Below are 22,132 nucleotides of genomic sequence, written 5' to 3'. Positions count from 1 at the left end.
TGGCGTTTGCTTCCAGCGCACGCGCCGTACTTGCCCACCCGCGCGTGCCGCGGGATTTGAACGAAGCCCGCATCGCCGACTTCCTGGTCACCCAACTGGAAGGCATCGACAAGACCTCCACCTTCCACGCACACGTGCAGCGCCTGCCCCCAGCGCACTGTGTGCTGGTGGACCGCGATGGAGCCCGTCGCCAGCGGTACTGGTCACTGGCCGATGAGCCCGCGTCCAGCGTCGCCCGCAGCGACGACGAGTGGGCCGAGGCTTTGCGCGATGCGCTCCAGGCGGCCGTCAGGCACCACCTGGCCGGTCATCGCGCCGGTGCAATGGTCAGCGGCGGAATGGACTCGTCCACCCTGGCCGCCCTGGCCGCCGCGGAATTGCGTTCCACGGGGATGGGGCCGCTGCGCACGTATTCGCTGGTCGACAGTCGATCACCCAATAGCGAAACCCGCGCCGTGCACGCGATGCTCAGGCTCAACGGGTTCGCCCCGCGGCTGCTGGACCATGCGTCCGTCGGCGCTATCGCCGACGCCACGTGGCAACACGCCTGGCAGTGCGAAGAGCCATTCGACGCGATGATGCTGCCGTTGCATGCGCCTTACTTCGCCGCCGCCGCGGATGGCGAGGAAGGCGTCCTGGACGGCGTTGACGGTGACATGCCATTCCTCGTGGGCAATGGCCTGGCACGGCGGCTGCGCCGCGGGCATGTGCTGGAAACCTGGCGCAACGTCCAAGGGCTGGCGCGGACCTACCCCATGGGGCCGACGGCGTCCCAGCAGTTCCTGCAGGTCGTGCGCCGAGCCGTGGTGCCGGATTGGGCGCGGACACTGAGGCAGGGGTGGCGCCCCAGCGCTTCCCACTCGACGGATGAAACCGACGGCATCATCCATCCGGACTTTGCGCACCACGTAGACCTGCCCGCCCGGCTGGATGGGCTGGACCACTGGACCGCACGAATGCCGCATTGGTCTGCCCGCGCGGAGGCCGAGGAGGCTCTTGACCACCCCTTCCTGACGGTGGGTGTGGAGCGGTACCACCGGGTGGCCGCCAGCCACGGGATCCAGCCCCTGCACCCGTTTCTGGACCGGCATTGCCTCGGCTTTTACCTCAACCTGCCAGACCGGCAGCGCCTGCAGGGGGGCTGGACCAAGGCCGTGCTGCGCCGGGCGATGGTGGGGCGCTTGCCAGAACTGGTCCTGCGGCGACAGGACAAGCAGCATCTGGGTTGGGCGCGAACCCAAGCGCTGCTGCAACGGCATCACCGGGACGTCGTGGAGCGCCTGCAGGCACAGCAGGAGTTGCTGCGTCCCTACGTTGCGCCGCAGGCAATCGCCCAAGCCTTGGCCACCCCGTTGCAGGCCGCAGCCGACTCCGACGATTGGGCCTTGCTGTTCAACCTTGCCACGCTGGCCAACTGGCTGGATCGGCAATCATCCCCGGGCCAGACGCAGGCCAAAGTTCAAAGAACACTCGCTTTTGAGAACTGAGTCACGCTAATATTTGTGACGAAGAACTCAAATCAGGGGATTGAGCAATGTCGGTACAACAAGATCAGCCGCCCTACGTCACCAAGTCGGCGCGTGCCCAATACGTCGCCCCCGCCATGTCGGAGTTTGGCCACGTCCGCGACCTGACCAGCGCCGCATCAGTCGCCGGAAAGGTTGGCAAGGGCCAGGAAACCAGCAATTCCTGGCAGACCCGCCCATAAGCACTGGAAAGTGCTGAACCCATAATCGCACTGGCGGGAAGGGGAAGGCCCGCCACTGCTTCATGGAGGCCACTTGGTGGCCGTCTATGCCGCATCAATTCCTGTTTGCCGGCGATGCCGTCGCCGCGGGCTTCGTGTTGCCCGAGCTTCCGATTGCCCCTACTGGCGCCCATTACCGCTTTCATATCGTCACCGCGCCGGTGACGCCCTGCGCGCAACGTACCGATATCCGCTGGCGCCACGATTTCACGGACCCTGACCACGGCACGCAGCTCACCTGCGCGCGCTGCAGCGAGGGCTATCTGATGGAATTCCCCGGGGTGGCGACCATCCTGGCCACACCGGACCATCAAGTGCATGTCTCCGCCTGGCCGGGGGCCTGCGAGGACGCAGTCCGGCACGTGCTGCTGGACCAAGCCCTTCCCCGGCTGCTGGCGCAACAAGCAGTGCTGATGCTGCATGGCGCGCTGATCCGCCTGCACTCGGGCAAATGCGTGCTGATCCTGGGCGAAAGCGGCCGCGGCAAATCCACGTTTGCCGGCGCCTGCCACGCCACGGGCGCCACGTTGCGCACCGATGATGGCGCCCGCGTCGAAGTGCGGGAGGATGGCGTTTACGCCTGGCCCACCTACCCCAGCCTGCGGCTGCTCCCCGATTCGCTGGGCTCGCTGTTTGCCGAAGGCCCCGAGGAGACCCGCCCCATGGCGGGTTACAGCGCCAAACGCCGGCTCGACATAACCGACGTTGACCCGGCCGCACCCGAGCATCTGCACGCCGTCGTTGTACTCGGCGCCCCAGCCGATGCCTTCAGCACACGGCGCCTGCTCGGACAGGAAGCCTGCATGGCCCTTACCTGCCACGGCTTCCAACTGGATCTGTCCGACCTGGCCAATGTCAGCCAGCTGTTCGCGAAGACCGCCAGCCTCAGCAACCGGATCCCGGTGCTGGAACTGGCGTACCCACGCCGCTACGAACTGCTGCCCGAGGTGATCCGCTACCTTGAGGCGGCGCTCTAAACGCCGCCCCTTCAGTTGGCCTGCGAACGGGCTCAACCGCGACCGTACACATCCTCGAAGCGGACGATGTCGTCCTCGCCCAGGTAGCTGCCCGACTGCACTTCGATCAACTCCAGCGGCACCACGCCCGGGTTTTCCAGGCGGTGCTTCACGCCCAGCGGGATGTAGGTGCTCTGGTTCTCGGCCAGCAGGATGGCCTCGTCGCCGCGGGTGATGCGGCCGGTACCGCTGACCACGATCCAGTGCTCGGCGCGGTGGTGGTGCATCTGCAGGCTCAGCGACGCGCCCGGCTTGACCGTGATGCGTTTTACCTGGAAACGCTCGCCCATGTCGATGGAGTCGTAGCTGCCCCACGGCCGGTAGACCTTGCGGTGCCAGGTCGGCTCGCTGCGACCGCGCTTCTTCAGCGACGACACGATGCCCTTGACCTCCTGCACCTTGTCCTTGTGCGCCACCAGCACGGCGTCGGCGGTGTCCACCACCACCACGTCCTCCAGACCCAGCAGGGCCACCAGGCGGCCGTCGCCCCACGCCAGCGTGTTGCGGCAGTCCTGCGCCAGCACGTCACCGTGGTGCGCGTTGCCGTCGCCGTCCTGCTCGGCCACTTCCCACAGCGCCGACCAGCTGCCCACATCGTTCCAGCCCACGTTGATGGGCAGGATGGCCGCGGCCTGGGTCTTCTCCATCACCGCGTAGTCGATGGAGTCCGACGGCGAGGCCGCGAACGCGGCCTTGTCCAGGCGCACGAAGTCCTCGTCGCGGCGGGCCTTGGCCAGCGCCTCGCGGCAGGAGGTCAGCATGGCCGGCTGGTGCGCCGCCAGCTCGCCCAGGAACACCGACGCGCGGAACATGAACATGCCGCTGTTCCAGAAATAGTCGCCGCTGGCCACGTAGGTCTTGGCGGTCTCAGCGTCGGGCTTCTCGACAAACTCGATGACGCGGCGCACGCCCTCGCCCATCTCGGCCAGGATGTAGCCGTAGCCCGTCTCGGGGCCAGTGGGCACGATGCCGAAGGTGATCAGCGCGCCGTCCTCGGCGGCGCCCGCGGCGGCCTGTGCCGCCTGGCGGAAGCCTTCGGCATTGACGATGACATGGTCGGAGGGCAGCACCAGCAGCAGCGGGTCGTTGCCGCCGGCCATCGCTTCCAGCGCGGCCACGGCAATCGCCGGCGCGGTGTTGCGCGCGACCGGCTCCAGCAGGATGGTCGCCTTGCCGCAACCCGACTCGCGCAACTGCTCGGCCACCATGAAGCGATGGTCCTCGTTGGCGACCACGATCGGCGCGGCCGACGCCAGCGGCGCCACCCGCTGCCAAGTGGCCTGCAGCATGGAGTCCTCGCCCACCAGGCTCAGGAACTGCTTGGGAAACGCCTCACGCGACAGGGGCCACAGGCGCGTACCCGAACCGCCGGACAGGATCACAGGAATCATGCGTGCACTTCACTCCTAGAAAACTGCGCATAGCCTAGCGGCACCCAGGGCCACCGGTAGCGGAAAAAAGTCTCGCATCCGTCAACCCACGGTGCGGCTCGCCCTAGAATAGCGGACCCCTTACCGTCAGGACCGTACCGCATGCAGCGCAACGCCCGTATTTTCGTCGCAGGCCACCGTGGACTGGTGGGCGGTGCCATCACCCGCCGCCTGCAGGCCGAGGGCTATGACAACCTGCTGCTGGCTGGCCGCGACAGCCTGGACCTGCGCGACCGCGACTCGGTGGAGGCGTTCTTCACCCAGCACAAGCCCGAGTACGTGTTCCTGGCCGCAGCCAAGGTGGGCGGTATCCACGCCAACAACACCTACCCCGCCGACTTCCTGTTCCAGAACCTGCAGATCCAGAACAACGTCATCGACGCCGCCTACCGCCACGGCGCCACCAAGCTGACGTTCTTGGGCTCGTCATGCATCTATCCCAAGCTGGCCCCGCAGCCGCTGAAGGAGGAGTACCTGCTCACCGGCCCGCTGGAGCCGACCAACGAGTGGTACGCCATCGCCAAGATCGCCGGCATCAAGCTGTGCCAGGCCTACCGCCGGCAGTACGGTTTCAACGCCATCAGCCTGATGCCCACCAACCTGTACGGCCCGGGCGACAACTTCGACCTCAACAACTCACACGTGCTGCCGGCGCTGATCCGCAAGTTCCACGAGGCCAAGCTGCGCGGCGACGCCGAAGTGGTGATGTGGGGCACGGGCACCCCGCGCCGCGAGTTCCTGCACGTGGATGACCTGGCCGACGCCGTGGTGCAGCTGACCAGAACCTACGAAGGCGAGGACATCGTCAACATCGGCGTGGGCGAGGACATCAGCATCCGCGAGCTGACCGAGCTGGTGAAGGACATCACCGGGTACCCGGGCGCCATCGTCAGCGACACCAGCAAGCCCGACGGCACCCCGCGCAAGCTGATGGACGTGAGCCGCCTGCATGCGCTGGGCTGGCAGGCCAGGATCGGCCTGCGCGAGGGCATCGAGCAGACCTACCGGTGGTTCCTGGAACATCAGGCCGACGTGCGGGGCTGAGGCACCCGGCCTCGCCTCCTGCGGGGCACGCCTGCCGTAGCGACGTGCCCCCTGTTCCGGCGCTTCAGATTCCGAAGGCCTTGGTGATGAACACCGCCATCTGCGCGCGGTCGACCGTCGAGTCCGGGCAATAGGCCTTCGGCTCGAGCACACAGCCGCGGGTCACACCTTCGCGCGCCAACTGCTCAATCCAGGGCGCGGCCCAATGCGTTGCGGGCACATCCGCAAATTCGCCGGTTGCCGGCGGCGGCGTATAGGCCGTCCCGTGCTTTGCGCGCAGCAGGAACACCGCCATTTCCGCCCGGTTGACCTCGCGTGTGGGGCAATAGGCCAGCGGGTCAGTCGAGCAACCGTTGGTGATGCCCTCCCGGCGCAGCTGCTCCACCCAGCCCGCGGCCCAGTGACCGGTCGGCACGTCGGCAAACACACCGGTCGCCACCGGCGGTTTGTAGTCGGCACCGTGCAACACGCGCAGCAGGAACACGGCCATCTGGTCGCGGGCCACCGGTCCCTCCGGGCAATAGACCGTGGGGTATTCCGCGCAACCGGTGGTGATGCCGGCCGCGCCCAGCGCTTCGATGGCGCCATACGCCCAATGGTCCGGGCCCACGTCGAAGAAGCGCTGCGCCTGCACCGGGATCGACCAGATGCCGCGGCCGGCGGTGAACACGTACAGGCGGCGTGCGCCCTGTTCGTCGGTACGGAACGCGACCTGCACGATCGAAGTATTGCCAAAGGGCGCCGCCACCGGGAACCACTTCTGGCCCGAGGCCTGCGAGTAGTTCCACGTCACGTACACGCCGTTGCTGGTGCCCGCGACCAGCACGTCACTGTTGTCCGGATGAATCGCGACGCCCGCGGTGTCCCGGCCCGGCAGGCCGTCCACCTCACCCAGCGCATCGGCCAACTGCCAGGTCGCGCCGCCGTCACGGCTGGTGACGACGGAAGGCTCGGCGGTGCCGGTGACATAGACGCGATTCGGGTCACGCTTGTCGTACATGACGGAGCGCGCGCGCCACGGGCTTTCCCACGGCGCCACTTGATACATCGACTCCCATCGCGTGCCCGTGACCGCGCTGCGGGCATCGGTGCGGCGGTGGATGGTGTTCATGTCGCTCACCACCACGGCATGGTCCGGGTTGACGGGCGAAATGGCCATGAACTTGGGGTACCCGGAGCTCAGGTAGCCCGCGTCCTGCCAGGACTGCATGCCATCGCTGGAGCGCAGCAGCGACTGGGTGGCCGCATGTGCGCCCCAGAAACGCGCCGGATCGGACGGGTCGGGTACCATCACCCCACCGTCCACCTGCACCACGCTGGCCTGCGATGCCGCCAGCTCCCAGCGGCCCATCTCGTTGTCCCACTCCCAGCGGCAGAACCGGGCGGTACCGCACGAACTGGTGTAGAAGACCTCCGGGCTGCGCGCCTCGGCCAGCACCACCTTGGGCTGGGCAGCCGAGAGTTGCAGCCACTCCGCCGGGGAGGCTAGGTCACCATAGAACAGGCCATTGCCCGCCACGTTCTGGCCGCCATTGTCGGGGCCAAACACGGCCAGCACCTGGCCGTCATCGCGTACGTGCGCCTGGGCCACGTACACGCTGTCGAAGCCCTCGTTGCGGGACACCCATGCCACTGAAGAAGCCGAACCCGGCGTGGTGCACGTGGTCGGCGGCGCCGCCTCCACCGCCGCACGCGCATCCACCGTGCCTTGGATGCCGAAGTCGGTGGCGACCAGCATCTCGCGGGCATTCATGGCGTCGTAATTGACCGGGAACGCGATGCCATGCGGCTTGCGCTGGCGGTAATCCGCCGTATTGGCCGCGGGATCGGTCCACGCGCGACCGAAGGTGGCGCCACCGTCGTCGGAGCGGTACAGGTCAACGTCGCCTGTCCATACGACCTGCGGGTCAACCGGGTCCACTGCGAGCACGGTGGGCATCGCGGAGAACTGGTACGAGTTGGTGCACGCCAGGTCGAAGCGACCGGCCAGCGCACCGTTGAAGACGTGGCCCGTGGTGGGGTCGGCACGCTTTTCAAACGTGATACCGCCGTCCGTGCTGCGGAAGATATAGGCGCCGCCCTTGCCGTAGCGGTCGATGCTCATGTAGACCACCGACGGGTCCGAGCGTGACACCGCGAACAGGTGATCGAAGCTCATGTCGCCCGACTCGGCGAACGTGTTCTGCCAACGCGGCAGGAACGCACCACCGCTCTCGCTGACGTACACGGCTGCGTTGTAGCGGTAGTTGTAGTCGCGCACGAAGCAGCCCGCCAGCACGCGCGTGCCAGCACGCACCAGTCGGCTGCACTCGGCAAAACGGCCAGTGCCCTGTTCGTCCATCAGCACCGTCCAGGTCTGGCCACCATCGCTGGTACGCCGCACGCTGGACAGGAAGTCGCTACGCGTCTCGTCGGTCAGGGCGTACACGCCCTGCGGCCCGATGACCACGTCGCGTACGTCGTACGTGGGCAGCAGCACCTGCGTCGCCCCCGTGGAGTTGCGCAGGCGCAGCAGCGAGTGCTGGGTCACGCCGTTGTACACCTCCACCGGCTCGGTGATGGCATAGAACGCATACACGCTGGTCGCGCCACGCTCGATCACCATCCGCTTGATGGGGCGCGGGCTGTCAAATCGGTGCACGGCGGTCCAGGTCTTGCCGTGGTCTGTGGACCGATAGATCCAGTTCTCGCGGCTGACCGTGTACAGGTCGCCGTTGACTTCATCCACCGTGATGTCGACGGCGGCGCCCGCCACGTTGCGCGGGCCTTCAAAGCGCCATTCGCCAAACTGCACGTGCGCGTCGGCGGGCAAGGCCGCCATGGCCTGCAGCGTGCCGGCGGAGGTCACCGCGGCAGGCGATGGTTCAACCGAGGCCTGCGTCCACTCGCCCTGCCCCACCCATGCCATGGCGGATACGGCCAACGCCACGCCAGCGCCGGCGGCGAGCCAGCTCCACTTCCGATGTTTCATGTTGTCCCCTGTGACAGAGCGGTGCGCCCGCCGACTCCGCGGCTCGGCGGAGTCCCCCTACGCCCGGGGTTGCCAGGCGACGGGGAATGATAATTGCGCAGCCCGTCCAAGGCACGAGGGGGAGGAGCAAGAAAGATTCCCAGCCAGGCCGCCGGAGAGGGGGCCGCTTCTTGCGACAGCGCGCCCGGGGCCTCGCAAATGCGATGGCGGGCTGATTGCAATGACCGGACGGGCACGTACAGCCATCAGACGGCCGATCACACTGCCGCCGCGTCTGCGCGCAGGGCCCGCGGCATCAAGCTTGCTGCTCCCGCGCTGGTGACATGAGGGCGCGGCATCAATCGCAGCCGTCGTGCCTTCAACGTCCGCCCCGGCGACATCATGCGCAGGGGTTTTTACAACATGATTGTTGCCACCACGCTGCGATTAGTGCCTATAACATCAAAAACAGAACACTGAGCCACAAAAACGAAAGGCCGCCCCCGGAGGCGGCCTGTCGAAGTTGCGGTGCGGTGCGGACGGCGGGCTTCAGCCCCCGCCGGTGACCAGTTCCGGCGCCGGGGCGCTGGCGCGGCTGCGGCGGCGCCAGCGGGCGCCGATCTCCTTGCGCAGGTCGCCCAGGCCGTAGCGGTCGCCCATCAGCTTGATCTGCGCGTAGCCGTCCAGCGCCACGTCCATGGCGTCGCTGCCCAGCGCGGTCAGGTTGTCCTGCAACTGGTTGGACAGCGCCAACACCTGGTCGGCGATGGGGCGCAGCGCATCCCAGGCGGCCAGGTCGGCCTCAGCCTCGGCCAGGTTGAGGCCCGGCGGCACCAGTTGCGGGTTCTCGCGCAGCACGCGCAGGGTGGCGCGCACGAAGGCCTCGGACTGCGGGCCCATGTACAGCAGGCCGGACTCGTCGGCTTCCAGCTCGATGAGTTGCGGCAAGGCCGCACGGGTCTGGGTGACGCCGGCGCGGGCGCTCTGCGCCTGCTCGGGGGTGATGGTCATGCTGACGCGATTCTTGCTCACTGTGACGCTCCTTGTTGCGTTCCTTGTGGGCCGGCGGAAGGCCGGCGGGTCCTGCTCCGGGCCCGTCGTGGGCCGTGGGCCACTGGGTGTGGCCGGAGCGGAGAGGACTATGTTCGCAAGGGCGCAGCAAGGGCATCAGCGGAAGGCGCGTTGTGGGGTAGGAATTTGCCTATCCCTACCCGCCCGCTCAGTAGCGCGGGTTGCGGTGCCAGCGGTAGGCGGTTTCGATGATGTCGTCGAGGGACGTGTAACGCGGCGACCAGCCCAGCTCGGCGCGGGCGCGCTGGCTAGAGGCCACCAGCACCGGCGGGTCGCCGGCACGACGCGGCGCCAGTTCGTAGGGCACCGGGCGGCCGGCCACCCTTGATGCCGCGTCGATCACTTCGCGCACGGAGAACCCCTGCCCGTTGCCGAGGTTGAAGGCATGCGCGCCCTCGTGCGTGTCCATGTAGGCCAGCGCCTGCTCGTGCGCCTGGGCCAGGTCATCCACGTGCACGTAGTCGCGCACGCAGGTGCCATCGGGCGTGGGGTAATCGCTGCCGAACACCTTGAGGCCCGGCCCCGTGCCCAAGGCCGCACGCAGCGCGTTGGGGATAAGGTGCGTCTCGGGCTGGTGCGACTCGCCGATGTCGCTCTCCGGACTCGCCCCCGCAGCATTGAAATAGCGCAACGCCATCGACCGCAGCCCGTGCGCCTGCGCCGCATCCGCCAGGATGCGCTCGACCATCAGCTTGCTCGCGCCATACGGATTGATCGGCGCCTTCGGATGCTCCTCGTCGATGAAATCCTGCACCGGATGGCCGAACACCGCGGCCGTAGAGGAGAACACCAGCTTCGACACGCCATGCCGCTTCATCGCCTCCAGCAGGTTGAGCGTGCCGGCGACGTTGTTGGCGTAGTAGTCGTATGGCTGCGCGACCGACTCGCCCACGAGCGAGCGGGCGCAGAAGTGAATCACCGCATCGAACGAACGCCCCGCGAATGCGCTTTCCAGCGAAGCCGGATCGAGCAGGTCCGCCTGCACGAACTCGCCCCACTGCACCGCTTCGCGATGGCCGGTGGAGAGGTTGTCGAGGACGGTGACGGAGTGGCCGCGTTCCACGAGCCACTTGAGCATGTGGCTGCCGATATAGCCGGCGCCGCCGCAAAGCAAAGTCTTCATTTTCTCCTCCTCCATCGACCACACCCCGGTCTGCGCCTAACGATTAGCTGGTGTAATCGTTGTCCAGCACGGATGGTCGCGATCAAGATTCAATTAGTCCTCGCCGGTCGCAAGGTATTGATTCAAGGATGCGGAGCCCGCCCATACGCGCCTTCTAACTTCTTCGAGCGGACGCGGCCCACTGGCCATTCCATACATATCGAAAGCACAACCGCTCGCAATGACGATTCCGGCTGGCAACCAGGCCACTCCCAAGCTAGTTGCCATCATGTACCTGCCGTCTGCACTGCGCAGTTGTGGCACGGCTTCCTGCACCGCTTCCGCAGTAGCCGCAAGATCGACCGGGGACATGAAATCGATCGCTACTCCGCGTTCGCACGATCGTGTTATCCGCACTTGAGCGCTGAACCATCCGATCCGTCCGTCCTCCATGTAACGCCCGACGGCGTAATGCGTTTCGGACGCAACCACATGACTATCATGAATGCGCATATCCAGCCGCTCAATCACTATTCGCCCAGGAGGATCAAGCCGGAGCTGTAAAGCGATCTCTCGTTCGCGCTTTCTAACGGTAATCCGCGACCCCGTCACCGAAAGATCCCAGTGATCCACTGAACCAATCCATGCGTTTTTCTCCAAGGACAGGACTGGCACGCCAGCATCATCTGTAAAAACAGCGTCAATGGCCCCAGGCTCACCTCCTTCACCTGGATTCACCCGGATCAGTTCGCTTCCGTTGTATCGCAGCACGCAGCGAACCAATGGCGAGTACTCGATTCCGCCTAGCACGACCTCTGCCGTACCGTCGAAGAGATCAATAGGACCGACGGGATTACCGACCTCCGCTTCTCCAGATTGGATCTGATCGTAAGCCGCCCTCACCGACGCCTTCGATCTTTGCCCGCGAGTAACTTCAGAGTGACAGGACGGACATAAACAACATATGTTCTGCGCCTCATGGCGCTCGGCTTCGGCGAATTCCGGCTCGATGTGCTCGTACTCATAGAAGGCGCTCCTGCAGATAACGCACCCAAACTTCGAACGGCGCCGAACCTCTAAAGCAATTGCAGCAGGTATGTGACGCGGCAAGCCAAAGCGATTTGTAGGCATGATTTCCCCTCATAAGCACCGATGTGCCGGCGTCCGCCTGCTTGATTAATCCGATAATCTGCTCGGTAGTGAAACGACTCTTCTTTATGTCCGTCCTCGTGGTTGACGGACTTTACAGCTTCACGTGGTACGGCTCAGTGGGGGCAGGTCAGTAATTAGATAGCGATGCATCCACACCGGAGCACCCCCTCTACAGGTGCCGATCCGCCAATTCCTCCACCTGCGCCAACGCTACCGGCGAGCTATTTCAGAAGTTGTCGTAGGCCACCACATCATGACCGGACTCGAGCAGGGCCAGGCAGGTATGGCTGCCAATGTAGCCACCACCACCGCAAACCAGGATCTTCATGTCGAACGCCCGCCGTCCGGCCGTTCACCAGACGCTCGCCAACCGAACAGTTGTCTGGCGACATGCCAGATGAACAGCGAGTTGGTCACCAGGTAGCGGCGCCACAACCGGCGCGGCTCGGTCACCAAACGGTAGAACCATTCCAACCCCCTGCGCTGCATCCATGGCGGTGCGCGCTTGACGATGCCGGCGTGATAGTCGAAGGCAGCACCGACACCGATCATCACGGCATTGATGCGGCCGCGGTGATCGGCCATCCACTTTTCCTGCTTGGGGCATCCCAGGCCGACCCACACCACGCCGGCGCCAGACGCATTAATTTTGGCCACTATGGCCGCATCCTCGTCCGGCGTCAGCTCACGGTACGGCGGAGAGTACGCACCTGCGATCATCAATCCGGGGCACGCTTCCAGTAGCCTTCGGCGCAGGACATCGAGCGTCGCCACGCTGCCACCGTACAGATAAATGGATTCACTGGCTGCTGCGACATGCCTGCAGTAGCGCAACATGAGGTCCGGACCATTTATGCGTTCCTGCCCGGGCACCCCCAATCGGCGCAACATGAGGGCGACCGGGAATCCATCCGCCGTGGCCATGTCGGCATCGCGAATCACGGCCGAGAAGCCAGAGTCGCTTCGCGCCGTAACGACGGAATGCACGTTGCAGATGCACACGACACGACTCTCACGCGCCCTTGCCCAAACATGGATGCGCTCGATAGCCTCGTCCCAAGTGACGGCATCGATGGGCGAACCAATGACTTCTACTCGTTTGCGGAGTATCCCGTTCATTCTGTTCGCCCTACGGCATCCATGGCGTCACGATAGATCGCCACCAACTGGGAATAGTTGATTTCCTGCGTATACTCGGCCTCATAGCGCGCGCGCGCCGCACGCCCCATCCTGGCCATCGCTTCCGGGTGTTCCATGGCCCAACGCATCTTGCGCGCGAGGTCGTCCGCGGAACCGGGATCAAACAGCAATCCTGTCACCCCGTCGTCCACCAGTTCCGCCATGGCCCCTAGTCGGCTCGCGATGACGGGCAGGCCGCACGCATAAGCTTCCACGAGAACCATCGGAAATCCTTCGTACCAGACACTTGGCAGGATCAATGCCTGGGAAGAGGCCATCTCTCGATACATCGCATCCGCGCCCAGCACGCCGAGCGGTATGAGACCCGGAGCGCCCGACAGCCTTCCCTCCAGCGGTCCGCCTCCCGCAATCTTTACCAATGCCCCGTCGAGGAGCTTCACTGCGTCGACCAGCACCTCGACGCCCTTCTCGGGAGAAAGGCGTCCAGCAAACAGAAAGCCGGAGCGGTCCCGGTCCGACTGCAGCGGAACGTCCACAAAGTTGGACTTGACCGAAATCCGCTCACCCGGAATGCCAGCGGCAGCGAACTTTGAAGCCGCAAATCCCGTCAATGCGATGAAGCGGGTTACACGCCGGGACCACGTGCCGATGCGCCGGTGCACGGAGATCATGGTCGCTAGTGCCGCAGTGCCCAGCCATGAACCTCGATAGACGCCTTGCGACACCGCCCACCAGGGCCCTTCCCGAAGGCTTCTCTCAGTCACTACTCCGTCGTGCATGAGCAAAGCGGTCGGACAGACGATCCGATAGTTATGCAGCGTAAATATGCTTGGCACCCGCTTCCGGGCGCAGGCATAAAACACCGCCGGGGACATCAGCGGAAAAAAATTGTGCACATGGACGACGTCAGGTTTGAATCCGTCGATGATCACCGAGATCCTCCGATAGGAGGCGATTGAGAAGACCGCCGCGCAGGCCGCTCGAAATCGCCCCATCCAGCCCGAAATCTTCTCATTGCTAAGTAGATGCAGGTGGACATCGTGCCCCTTGGCACGAAGCATCGTCACTTCATTGAGTACGACGGCGTCCTCGCCGCCGCGCTGCTGATAGGCGTTATGGACTACCAGGACTCTCAAGAAACACTCCGATGTACAGGCCTGGCGAGACACTCCATGATGCCGTCCGCGAACCGATGTGCCATGTTGTCGATCGTGTAGCGCGATGCGCTGGCAGCGCAACCGGCCACCAGCTGCGCGCGATATTCGCCATCGACGAGAAGACTGACCACGACGTCAACATATTCCGCCATGACATCCCGCGTCATGGCGCCGTTCCGGCCATTCTCCAGGTATGCGATCTCCGGGCTATGAAGACCGCAGTCCGTGGTCACCAAGGGTACCTGGCAGACAAACGAGTCAAGTATCCCCAAGCCGACCAAACCAGGGTTCAACATCACGTGAGCCAAGGCAAGCACCTGCGCCTTTTGCTCCCCGATCAATGGCCCTAGGTAACGCGCCCATGCATTTGTCGCGCAGAATGCCTCGACCTTGCCGCTCTCTGGACCAGTTCCGACGATCACGAGCTCGAAATCCGGAACCCGCGCGCGAATCTTCGACGCGGCATCCAGCAAAAAATCGATCCGCTTCTCGCCATACAGGGATCCAAGAAACACCCCAATCCGGTTTCCTGCAGACCCGAGTTGACGACGCCACGCCGACAACTGCTCCGGAAGTACGGCCTCACATTGCTTGCGCAGCGTCAACGTATCAATCGCATTGTCGACGACAGTGATCCTGCCTGCTGGAAATCCGTTGCCTAGGATCAGTGCACGACTGAGCTCGGTATAGCCGAACCACCAATCGGCCTGCAGGGCTGTGCGTCGCTTGAATCGCTCACGCCAGCTCGTGCTAGAGCCTTGCAGGTTGGCACCATGCCCCCACAGCGCCACGCGCGGGCCAGCCAGCCTGTACTGCGCCCAAAGATTACAGAGCAGCTTGTTCTCATGGGTAAGGATGACAAGGTCCGAGTTCTGGGCAAGGGACGAGAATGGCTGCCAGCAAACGCGTCCCCCTAACAGGTACCGGGTTCCCAGTCTGTACGCCCAAGGGAGCTCGCCTTCATCACGCTTAGACGCTTCCGTTGTCGTGGGGTCGCCATGCGCGAGCACCAGCTCGACTCCGCGCCTCTTCATCTCACCACGCAGCCGTTCAAAGAAGGGCACACGGTAGTGCGTCAGGCGGCGCTGCACGATCAGCACCCGCCTTGCTTCTTGGCGCGCGAGGGAACTCCGCACCGCCATGTCAATTCCTCTCCTTGCCAAGAACGCAATCCTTGGCGATACGCAACACGAAGTTAACGTATGGATAGGTGAAGTACAGCGGCCAAGCCCAGCCGGCGTGCCGCTTCACGAAATGACGCCACGAGGACGGAGGAAGCCCCTTCCTCCCGATGAATTTCTGCCAGCGGGCCCACATTGGCAGCGATGGATCCATACTCGTTCCCGCTGCCACGTTTGCCGAGCAGCTACCCGAGAATCCTGGCGCAACAGCAACGGAGAAACCCGCCGCACGAACCCGCAGGGCGTAGTCGATGTCCCCGAGCGCGTGCTCGAACACGGGATCCAAGTCAACTCGCTCGTAGATCGCTCGCGGTACCAGTACGATGTTTCCGTTCATCGCAACGCACTCCTGCGATTCCGAGGAGATCGGAAGCTTCACGAAGCTGTAGCGCCGCAAGCGCGATACTGGCTTCAGCCCGCCGTAGCTGAGCGCGCTGGTTGTGGGATCTATCGTAGTTCCCACAACGACAACGTCCTGACCGCGCTCTTTCGCCCGATCGTGTACAGCGAGAAGATTGCGCAGCGCACCCGGCGCCACAGTAGTGTCATCGTTAAGCCAGAGCAGGAAGTCCGGCCGCGACTTCACGGCAACCTCTTGAGCGCGATGCATACCTCTGCACCAGAAGAGGTTGCCATCGCCACGCTCAACCGCAACATCGGGAAATTCCGCACGGACGGCGTCCGCTGTTCCATCACTACTGCCGTCGTCAACGAGCACAGCACTCAGCGCAACGTCGAGGTCCGCGCCCTGAGCATAGAACGCCGCCAAGCATTCGACCGTCTTCTTCTTGCGATTGTGGCAGGCAAGTAGCGCCACCAAATGCCTAGTCATAACTACCCGACTCCCTTCGCTTCATCAAAGGGACGGAGCCATTGGAACACACGCGATCACTCCCAACACAAAGAACAGACAGCAGGAACACAAAATACTCGCCTGAGTACAAATTTTCGAACGCGAATACGTTTTCGCTTAGACCGACAAACAGGACCACGGTCAAGAGCGATATACCGAGCCATCCATCTTTCGCTCTGCCCTTGAAGGCAAAACGCACCAACAAGCCGACGAAAACCACCAAACCAACGACACCGACAACTCCGCCATCCGAAAGGGACTGCAGGAAGAGGTTATGGGCATTAGCGTACCCTGAGTTCTCAAAGAATCCGGCCCCATTACCAAACATGGGATCCTGCAACCAGGATGTGTATACATTCGACCACAACGCAGATCGACCGGTTAGCGTCTCCAAGCGCGAGGCGTTTTCGGCCACGAAATTCCCGTATAGCGAATAGCCAATAAACGGAATAGCTCCGATAACAAGCATCACCAGGAGCAACCTCACGATTCGCGAGTGCCCGCCCCTCCGCTCGCCGAGCGTGGCAGTTGCATATATCGACATCACGACAGGAATCAACGCAATCGTCGTCTTGGAGACGGACAGGAGAATCGCCATAACTGCCCCAAACATCGACGCGCCCCGCTTCCACTTCGCGCCGTCGACGAAGAAGAGTTCAATAACAAACAACCCGCCCGCCTGAATGGCAAGCGCTCTGGGGTGGTTGAACAGCCCGATCAACCTGTGAGAACCAGCATAACTGTCGGCAACGTATGACCAATCTGGAATCACAACCGCGCAAAGCAGGCTGCCGAAAACCATCAGGCGCAAAATGAATCTTGCGAAGCGGATCAGTTCATCGTGATGAACACGTCCGAACACCAGCGTGACAACCATTGCCACCAAGGCCATGACGGGAAGAGGCTCGATCCCTCCCGGATATCGACCGAAAAGAGAACCAAAAATATCGTTAGTCAGAAAAAAGAAGGCAGCGCCGAACGCAAGCAGGATCGGTGCACGCCGCTTTTTAGGGGCAGCCATCAAGGGCATGGCGATTATGGCAATCACCAGCATAAGATTCAGGACACGGCTGACCACCGTAAACAGAAACGGCGCGCTATGTCCGAACATTCGCATTGATTCCGCGACATATTGCCGCCCGGAAACAGCCTGCAGCGCAGCGGAACCAAGCCCAGTCAGTCCCAGCAGGGCAGCCACCGGAACCGCTCTCAATGGAAATTGGATCACGCCGAACCGCGGCGGCAATCTGTTCCCTTTAGTGAGATCGAACGACTTATTCATTCCGATATGTTGAGCAGCACTGCTCAACATCCCTGGACGACATAACGATGCATGCCAGTGTGGAATGCTTCAGCTCGAGCATGCTAGGTCACTCCAGATCTTGGCGTAAGCGGCACCGCCCTCGGCTGGACTCAGCCGCTTAATCACCATCTGGGCATTGGCATCCGCCGCCCCGGACTCAAAGCCCCCTCTATCGAGCACTGTCGTGATGACCTTCGCAAGCGCTTCTGGCGTTGCATCCGCGTATTCAAGCGTCAAACCGAGCGACGCCAGGTCCACTAGGCCGGGAGCACGTGAAAGCACGCACGGTAGACCAGAGCCGATGGCTTCCAAGGCCGCAACTCCAAGACCTTCGAATAAAGACGGCATCACATAAACATCAGAGGCAGCAAGCGCGGTTCGTGGGTCATCGAGCCATCCCAGAAAGTGGACGCGGCTGGACAGCCCCACTTCCTTGGCAAGCCTCTGCTCCGAACACTGGTGATCTTCCTGCCCCACATGCAGGTATTTCACACCGGGCATATGGGTGAGCGCTCCAAGGAGCGCCGCATGGTTCTTGACTTCAGAACAGTTGCCTAGCGAGACGACCACCTTGTCATGATCGCTCAGCCCAAAGCTGCGTCTTGCAAGCATCCGCTCTTCGCTGGTGACTGGCCGGAACTTTTCGCTATCGAACCAGTTCCACACCAACCTCGACTCAATGCCAAAGCGGCGAGCCTCGTTTGCCCTGACTCCAGGAGCGATTGCGATAAAGGCCACCCCAAGGCGCTGCAAGTGCCGACGCTGCCAGGCGCGGCGCCATCTCAGCGAGCCATCGAACGAGAAATTGCTATGCACCGTGGCTGCGACCTTCGCTCCGACGGCCAAGGCCGCCAGACAGAACCAATAGCGCATCCCCTCAGCATGCTGGTGAACCACGTCATAGCCACCACGCCTCACCAGATTCGCGAATTCGACGAAGTAAGCAGGGTTCTTGCGCGCCGCAAGATGATGGACCTGATAGCCAGCAGATCGCAGTGCTTCCGCATATGGGCCGACATCCTGGCCCGTCGACAAGATGTCGCATTGATATCCCGCGCTATTCCAGATAGGCCCAGCAAGACGGAGCATCGTCTCCGCACCGGAAGGACGCAACTCGTTGAGGACGTGCAGCACTCTCATCGTTGCGCCGCCAGATCGTCGTACACAGACTGCCAGGCGTCTGCCACCTTCTCGACGTGGAATGCCGCCCTCGCATGATCAAGGGCGGCAATGGCCAAGGATCGACGCAATTCAGCATCCATTGCCAGCTCGTGCATCGCAGCTGCAATAGCGTCCGGTGAACGCACATCGACCAGGCGCCCTGCCCGGCCATTGTCGAGCGTCCAAGGCACTCCGCCACTCCTGTGGCCACCGATGACCGGAATCCCGCGGGCCATCGCCTCAATCAGAGCCATCCCCTGCGACTCAACCAAAGAAGGATGCACGAGCACATCCACCTCCTTGGCGAGACGCTTCATCAGCAGGTCGTAGGGAAGTGCGCCAACGAACTCGATACCCGCTGCAAGCGTGCGTTCGCGCGCCCAACTTGCTGCCGGATCGCCACCGCCGTGACCGGCGCCAAACATCAATAGCCGGGCTTCGGGATGCTTGGTTCGGACCCTTGCAAATGCCTTGATCGCCGCTTGGCCATTCTTGTATGCACCCCATCCCACCAGAACGGTTGCAAAGGTAATTGCTCCTGTTTTCACGCCGGGAGCAACGTCGCCGATGAATGCTTCTGCCGGCATGCCATTGGGAATGATTTGCTCCGGCCGACGATAGAACGCATAGCGCCTTATGTGCTCTGCCACATAGGGAGAGACGCTCACGATTTTTCGCGCCCGCATCATGACGCTATAGGCCATCGCCGTCTTGGCAGCACGGAAAGGTATGAGGCTGTGCCAAAGGCAACGTAACGGCGCGTCGTGCGCAGTAACGACCTGCGGGATATCAAGCTGCTGTACCGCCATCGCATATTCATACGTCCACTGTGCATGGACGATATCGGGCCGCTCCCTCAGGATCGCGTGTCGAAGATAGGAACGCGCCGTTTTGAAGAAGTTGCGCGCTGGCCGGGTGCCTAGCGGCCCTATGCATATCCTGAGGTTGTCGCCGGTGAGAACAACCTCGTTCTCAACAGACGGATCACAGCTGAAAAGAACCAGCCTTTGCCCCCGGCGAAGAAGCTCCTTGCACAGAAGGTTTACCGGAGTCCCGCCCATACCTTTTGGCAGTCGCTCACTCCACTGCCCCGGATGCAGGAAATCCCTGAACTCTGCGACACTCATAGGGCCTGCCATGCCCAGCGTGTAATTCGAAGTCATTGTTTGATCGCGTAAATGTGGCACGCTCAAGCCAGGTGGCTGATCCGCAGCCATCGGCGCAGGGGTGAAGGCATCAAGGCGCGCGCCTGCAGCAGGGTGCCCACCGGCGTCCGGCCGACCGTGGGCCCCAGTGCGCGCAAAGCCAGCGCATACGTAACGGCTGCGACCAGCATGTCGATGCCCAAGCGCGAGTGTGGGTCGCTGATGGCACAAGCCCGGTCGGCGGCGTATACCGAGGTTCCCACAATTCCCGCCAATGCGGCCGCCGGGGCAATGGCGTTCATCCACCTTGCCCAAGTCAACCCGGTCGCTTTCCGGATCGCCATGGCCAACAGGACAAATCGCACCAGGTAGGACATGAGCACGCCCCATCCCAGTGCGGTCAGCGAGTGATGTGCTGTCAGGCCAAGGATGGGGACAGAGATCAGCAAGGCGACCCACTGCGCGCGGACCTCAAGCTCGACCCGGTCCACTGCCATCAGCACTGGGCCAATCACGGAAAGAAGCGCGAATACCGGCATCGCAAGCGCAAGCGGCGTCAGGATCGTGGCGGCTTCAAGCCAAGCGTCACCGTAGACGGCCGAAACAACAGTATCCGGAATCGCAGCGATTACCAAGAATACTGGCAGAACGACGATCGCTATCCCCCCCGTGACCCCGAGATAGACAGGCAGAACACGGTCATAGTCTTTATTGAGACGCGAGCAACCGGAGAACAGTACTGGCTGAGCGCTTGCGACGATCGTGCTTGTCGGAGTGGAAACAAGCGTCATCGCGCGGTTGTATAGCCCAAGTTGAGTCACTCCTAACGCGCGGCCAACGAACAAACTGTCAACGTTGAGCAGCGCCCAGCTGGCGAGATTTGCGCCGATGACTTTCCCGCCAAAACGGAACAAGCCGGTGGACTCAGCCTGAAGACAAAGTCCAACGCGGGTCCCTGCCAACCACATTACGACGATGGCGAAGGAGATGGTTTGGACCATCTGTGCGGCGACCAGGCTCCATACCCCCGCCCCCGCCAATGCGAGCACAAAACCGACCCCTAGGTATCCGAGCAGGTAAGTGGAGATCCCCGCGAGCTGAATCGCCTTGAACCGCAATCCCCTGGTGAGCAGCGACGTCCCAACCTGTCCGATCGCCTGCACTACAAAGAGCAGTGACATCACTCGTATTACAGGAATCGCGCCTGGGTCCTTGAAGTACGCCGCAATGACGGGCGCCCCGGCGACTCCCACCAACCCGAGGCCACAGCCGATTAGCAGCTGAACCGTGAAGGCGAATCTAATGTCGCGCTCGCCAAGATCCGGTCGTTGGATCAATGCTGCACCCAAGCCAAAATCCGAGACAAGCTTACCCAAGCCCACGATGATCCACGCAATGGCGATGGTTCCATACGCCGCTGGGCCAAGAAGCCTGGCGAGCAGTATCCCGACAAGAAACTGGCTAACAGCCCGAATGGCGTTTCCCGCGTAGCTCCACTTCGCAGCTGCAATCGTTCTCCCGGCCAAGGATTGTTCCTGGGCTTTCACTGCGTACGCCCACTACTCTCTAACGACCGCGACGCGGTGCCCGTGATCGCGCAGCAGTGCATGACGCTGTGCTTCCCTCAAGTCGCTACCAACCATCTCGGCAACCATTTCGGTCAAGGTGATCCCGGGAATCCAACCGAGATCGGCTTTCGCCATGTCGGGATTTCCCAGCAGCGTCTCCACTTCCGCAGGCCGGAAGTAGCGCGGATCTACCGCCACAATGACGTCCCCAACGTTGACTGCGGGCGCCTTCTCCCCTTCCACGGCCTGCACGACACCCTTCTCGCCGACTCCGTCGCCTTCCCACGCCAGAGTAATGCCAAGTTCCTTGGCCGCCTGTTCCACGAACTGGCGCACGCTATACTGCACCCCGGTGGCGATGACGTAGTCCTTCGGCTTGTCCTGCTGCAGCATCATCCACTGCATGCGCACGTAGTCCTTGGCGTGGCCCCAGTCGCGCAGTGCGTCGAGGTTGCCCATGAACAGGCACGGCTCCAGGCCGACGGCGATGTTGGCCAAGCCGCGGGTGATCTTGCGGGTGACGAAGGTTTCGCCGCGGCGCGGGCTCTCGTGATTGAAGAGGATGCCGTTGCAGGCATACATGCCGTAGGACTCGCGGTAGTTCACCGTGATCCAGTAGGCGTAGAGCTTGGCCACGCCGTAGGGGCTCCGCGGGTAGAATGGCGTGGTTTCCTTCTGCGGGACTTCCTGCACCAAACCGTAGAGTTCGGAGGTGCTCGCTTGGTAGTAGCGACACTTGTCACCAAGCTTGAGGAAGCGCATCGCTTCGAGCAGGCGCAGCGCACCCAAGCCATCGACGTCGGCCGTGTATTCCGGCATCTCGAAGCTAACGGCGACATGACTTTGCGCGCCGAGGTTGTAGATCTCATCGGGTTGCACTTCCGCCACGATGCGGGTCAGGTTGCTGGTGTCCGTCAGGTCGCCGTAGTGCAGGTAGAAATTACCATTGGCCGCATGCGGATCATGGTAAAGGTGATCGATGCGATCGGTATTGAACGAGGACGCACGGCGCTTGATGCCATGGACTTCGTAGCCCTTCTCCAACAGAAGTTCCGCCAGATAGGAACCATCCTGACCCGTGATACCGGTAATAAGGGCACGCTTTGCCATCT

General features: G+C 62.9%; 18 protein-coding genes. 3 read left to right on the top strand and 15 right to left on the bottom strand.

Annotated features, from left to right (window positions below; genetic code table 11):
• Nucleotides 1–56: 56 nt before the first annotated feature.
• Both N800_RS09185 and N800_RS15365 read left to right on the top strand, forming a co-directional pair.
• Nucleotides 57–1,487 carry an asparagine synthase-related protein gene (locus N800_RS09185; protein WP_232227580.1) on the top strand — a complete coding sequence of 477 codons (1,431 nt, stop codon included), beginning with the start codon at nucleotides 57–59 and terminating at the stop codon, nucleotides 1,485–1,487.
• A 307-nt stretch (nucleotides 1,488–1,794) separates the two neighbouring features.
• Nucleotides 1,795–2,724, top strand: a complete 930-nt coding sequence (locus N800_RS15365; protein WP_052108118.1) for a phosphoenolpyruvate carboxykinase (ATP) — start codon at nucleotides 1,795–1,797, stop codon at nucleotides 2,722–2,724.
• A gap of 32 nt (nucleotides 2,725–2,756) precedes the next feature.
• On the opposite strand, the gene N800_RS09175 is transcribed toward N800_RS15365, so the two are convergent.
• Nucleotides 2,757–4,154, bottom strand: a complete 1,398-nt coding sequence (locus tag N800_RS09175) for a mannose-1-phosphate guanylyltransferase/mannose-6-phosphate isomerase (protein ID WP_036137377.1) — start codon at nucleotides 4,152–4,154, stop codon at nucleotides 2,757–2,759.
• A gap of 141 nt (nucleotides 4,155–4,295) precedes the next feature.
• On the opposite strand from N800_RS09175, the gene fcl reads away from it, so the two are divergent.
• Entirely contained in the window at nucleotides 4,296–5,237 is a 942-nt protein-coding gene (gene fcl / locus N800_RS09170) for a GDP-L-fucose synthase (protein WP_036137375.1), read from the top strand.
• A gap of 64 nt (nucleotides 5,238–5,301) precedes the next feature.
• Here fcl and N800_RS09165 read toward each other — a convergent pair whose 3' ends face one another.
• The 14 genes from N800_RS09165 to gmd form a co-directional block, all read right to left on the bottom strand.
• Nucleotides 5,302–8,208, bottom strand: a complete 2,907-nt coding sequence (locus N800_RS09165) for a sialidase family protein (RefSeq protein WP_156962939.1) — start codon at nucleotides 8,206–8,208, stop codon at nucleotides 5,302–5,304.
• 528 nt (nucleotides 8,209–8,736) lie between these two features.
• Nucleotides 8,737–9,219 carry a hypothetical protein gene (locus N800_RS15360; RefSeq protein ID WP_156962938.1) on the bottom strand — a complete coding sequence of 161 codons (483 nt, stop codon included), beginning with the start codon at nucleotides 9,217–9,219 and terminating at the stop codon, nucleotides 8,737–8,739.
• Nucleotides 9,220–9,406: 187 nt separating this feature from the next.
• On the bottom strand, nucleotides 9,407–10,381 hold the full coding sequence (gene galE / locus N800_RS09155) for a UDP-glucose 4-epimerase GalE (RefSeq protein ID WP_036137367.1): 975 nt from the start codon (nucleotides 10,379–10,381) through the stop codon (nucleotides 9,407–9,409).
• Between the two features lie 93 nt (nucleotides 10,382–10,474).
• Nucleotides 10,475–11,491: an HNH endonuclease gene (locus N800_RS15905; RefSeq protein WP_156962937.1), complete on the bottom strand. Its 1,017-nt coding sequence runs from the start codon at nucleotides 11,489–11,491 to the stop codon at nucleotides 10,475–10,477.
• A 247-nt stretch (nucleotides 11,492–11,738) separates the two neighbouring features.
• Complete coding sequence (locus tag N800_RS15900) at nucleotides 11,739–11,840, bottom strand: NAD-dependent epimerase/dehydratase family protein (RefSeq protein ID WP_156962936.1); 102 nt, start codon at nucleotides 11,838–11,840, stop codon at nucleotides 11,739–11,741.
• Nucleotides 11,837–12,631: a WecB/TagA/CpsF family glycosyltransferase gene (locus N800_RS09150; protein WP_036137363.1), complete on the bottom strand. Its 795-nt coding sequence runs from the start codon at nucleotides 12,629–12,631 to the stop codon at nucleotides 11,837–11,839. The genes N800_RS15900 and N800_RS09150 overlap by 4 nt, the downstream gene beginning before the upstream one ends.
• Nucleotides 12,628–13,788 (bottom strand): glycosyltransferase, encoded by a 1,161-nt coding sequence (locus tag N800_RS09145; protein ID WP_036137360.1) that lies wholly within the window; start codon nucleotides 13,786–13,788, stop codon nucleotides 12,628–12,630. Before N800_RS09145 ends, N800_RS09150 begins: the two co-directional genes overlap by 4 nt.
• Nucleotides 13,785–14,909 (bottom strand): glycosyltransferase family 4 protein, encoded by a 1,125-nt coding sequence (locus N800_RS09140; RefSeq protein WP_198032508.1) that lies wholly within the window; start codon nucleotides 14,907–14,909, stop codon nucleotides 13,785–13,787. The genes N800_RS09145 and N800_RS09140 overlap by 4 nt, the downstream gene beginning before the upstream one ends.
• Nucleotides 14,910–14,952: 43 nt before the next feature.
• Entirely contained in the window at nucleotides 14,953–15,807 is an 855-nt protein-coding gene (locus tag N800_RS09135) for a glycosyltransferase family 2 protein (RefSeq protein ID WP_198032507.1), read from the bottom strand.
• A gap of 7 nt (nucleotides 15,808–15,814) precedes the next feature.
• The gene (locus N800_RS09130) at nucleotides 15,815–17,125 is read right to left on the bottom strand and encodes an O-antigen ligase family protein (protein ID WP_198032506.1); all 1,311 of its coding nucleotides are present in this window, start codon (nucleotides 17,123–17,125) and stop codon (nucleotides 15,815–15,817) included.
• Between the two features lie 69 nt (nucleotides 17,126–17,194).
• Nucleotides 17,195–18,286: a glycosyltransferase gene (locus tag N800_RS09125; protein WP_036137353.1), complete on the bottom strand. Its 1,092-nt coding sequence runs from the start codon at nucleotides 18,284–18,286 to the stop codon at nucleotides 17,195–17,197.
• Nucleotides 18,283–19,470 carry a glycosyltransferase family 4 protein gene (locus N800_RS09120; RefSeq protein WP_198032505.1) on the bottom strand — a complete coding sequence of 396 codons (1,188 nt, stop codon included), beginning with the start codon at nucleotides 19,468–19,470 and terminating at the stop codon, nucleotides 18,283–18,285. Before N800_RS09120 ends, N800_RS09125 begins: the two co-directional genes overlap by 4 nt.
• Nucleotides 19,471–19,496: 26 nt before the next feature.
• Nucleotides 19,497–20,999, bottom strand: coding sequence for a lipopolysaccharide biosynthesis protein (locus N800_RS09115; protein ID WP_084087415.1), 1,503 nt, complete (start codon nucleotides 20,997–20,999; stop codon nucleotides 19,497–19,499).
• 12 nt (nucleotides 21,000–21,011) lie between these two features.
• The gene (gene gmd, locus N800_RS09110) at nucleotides 21,012–22,130 is read right to left on the bottom strand and encodes a GDP-mannose 4,6-dehydratase (protein WP_036137345.1); all 1,119 of its coding nucleotides are present in this window, start codon (nucleotides 22,128–22,130) and stop codon (nucleotides 21,012–21,014) included.
• Nucleotides 22,131–22,132: the final 2 nt, after the last annotated feature.

Source organism: Lysobacter daejeonensis GH1-9, assembly GCF_000768355.1.
GTDB classification, from domain to species: Bacteria; Pseudomonadota; Gammaproteobacteria; order Xanthomonadales; family Xanthomonadaceae; genus Aerolutibacter; species Aerolutibacter daejeonensis.
Note: the sequence above shows the minus strand (reverse complement) of the source record. Positions and strands in the feature narration are given on the sequence as shown.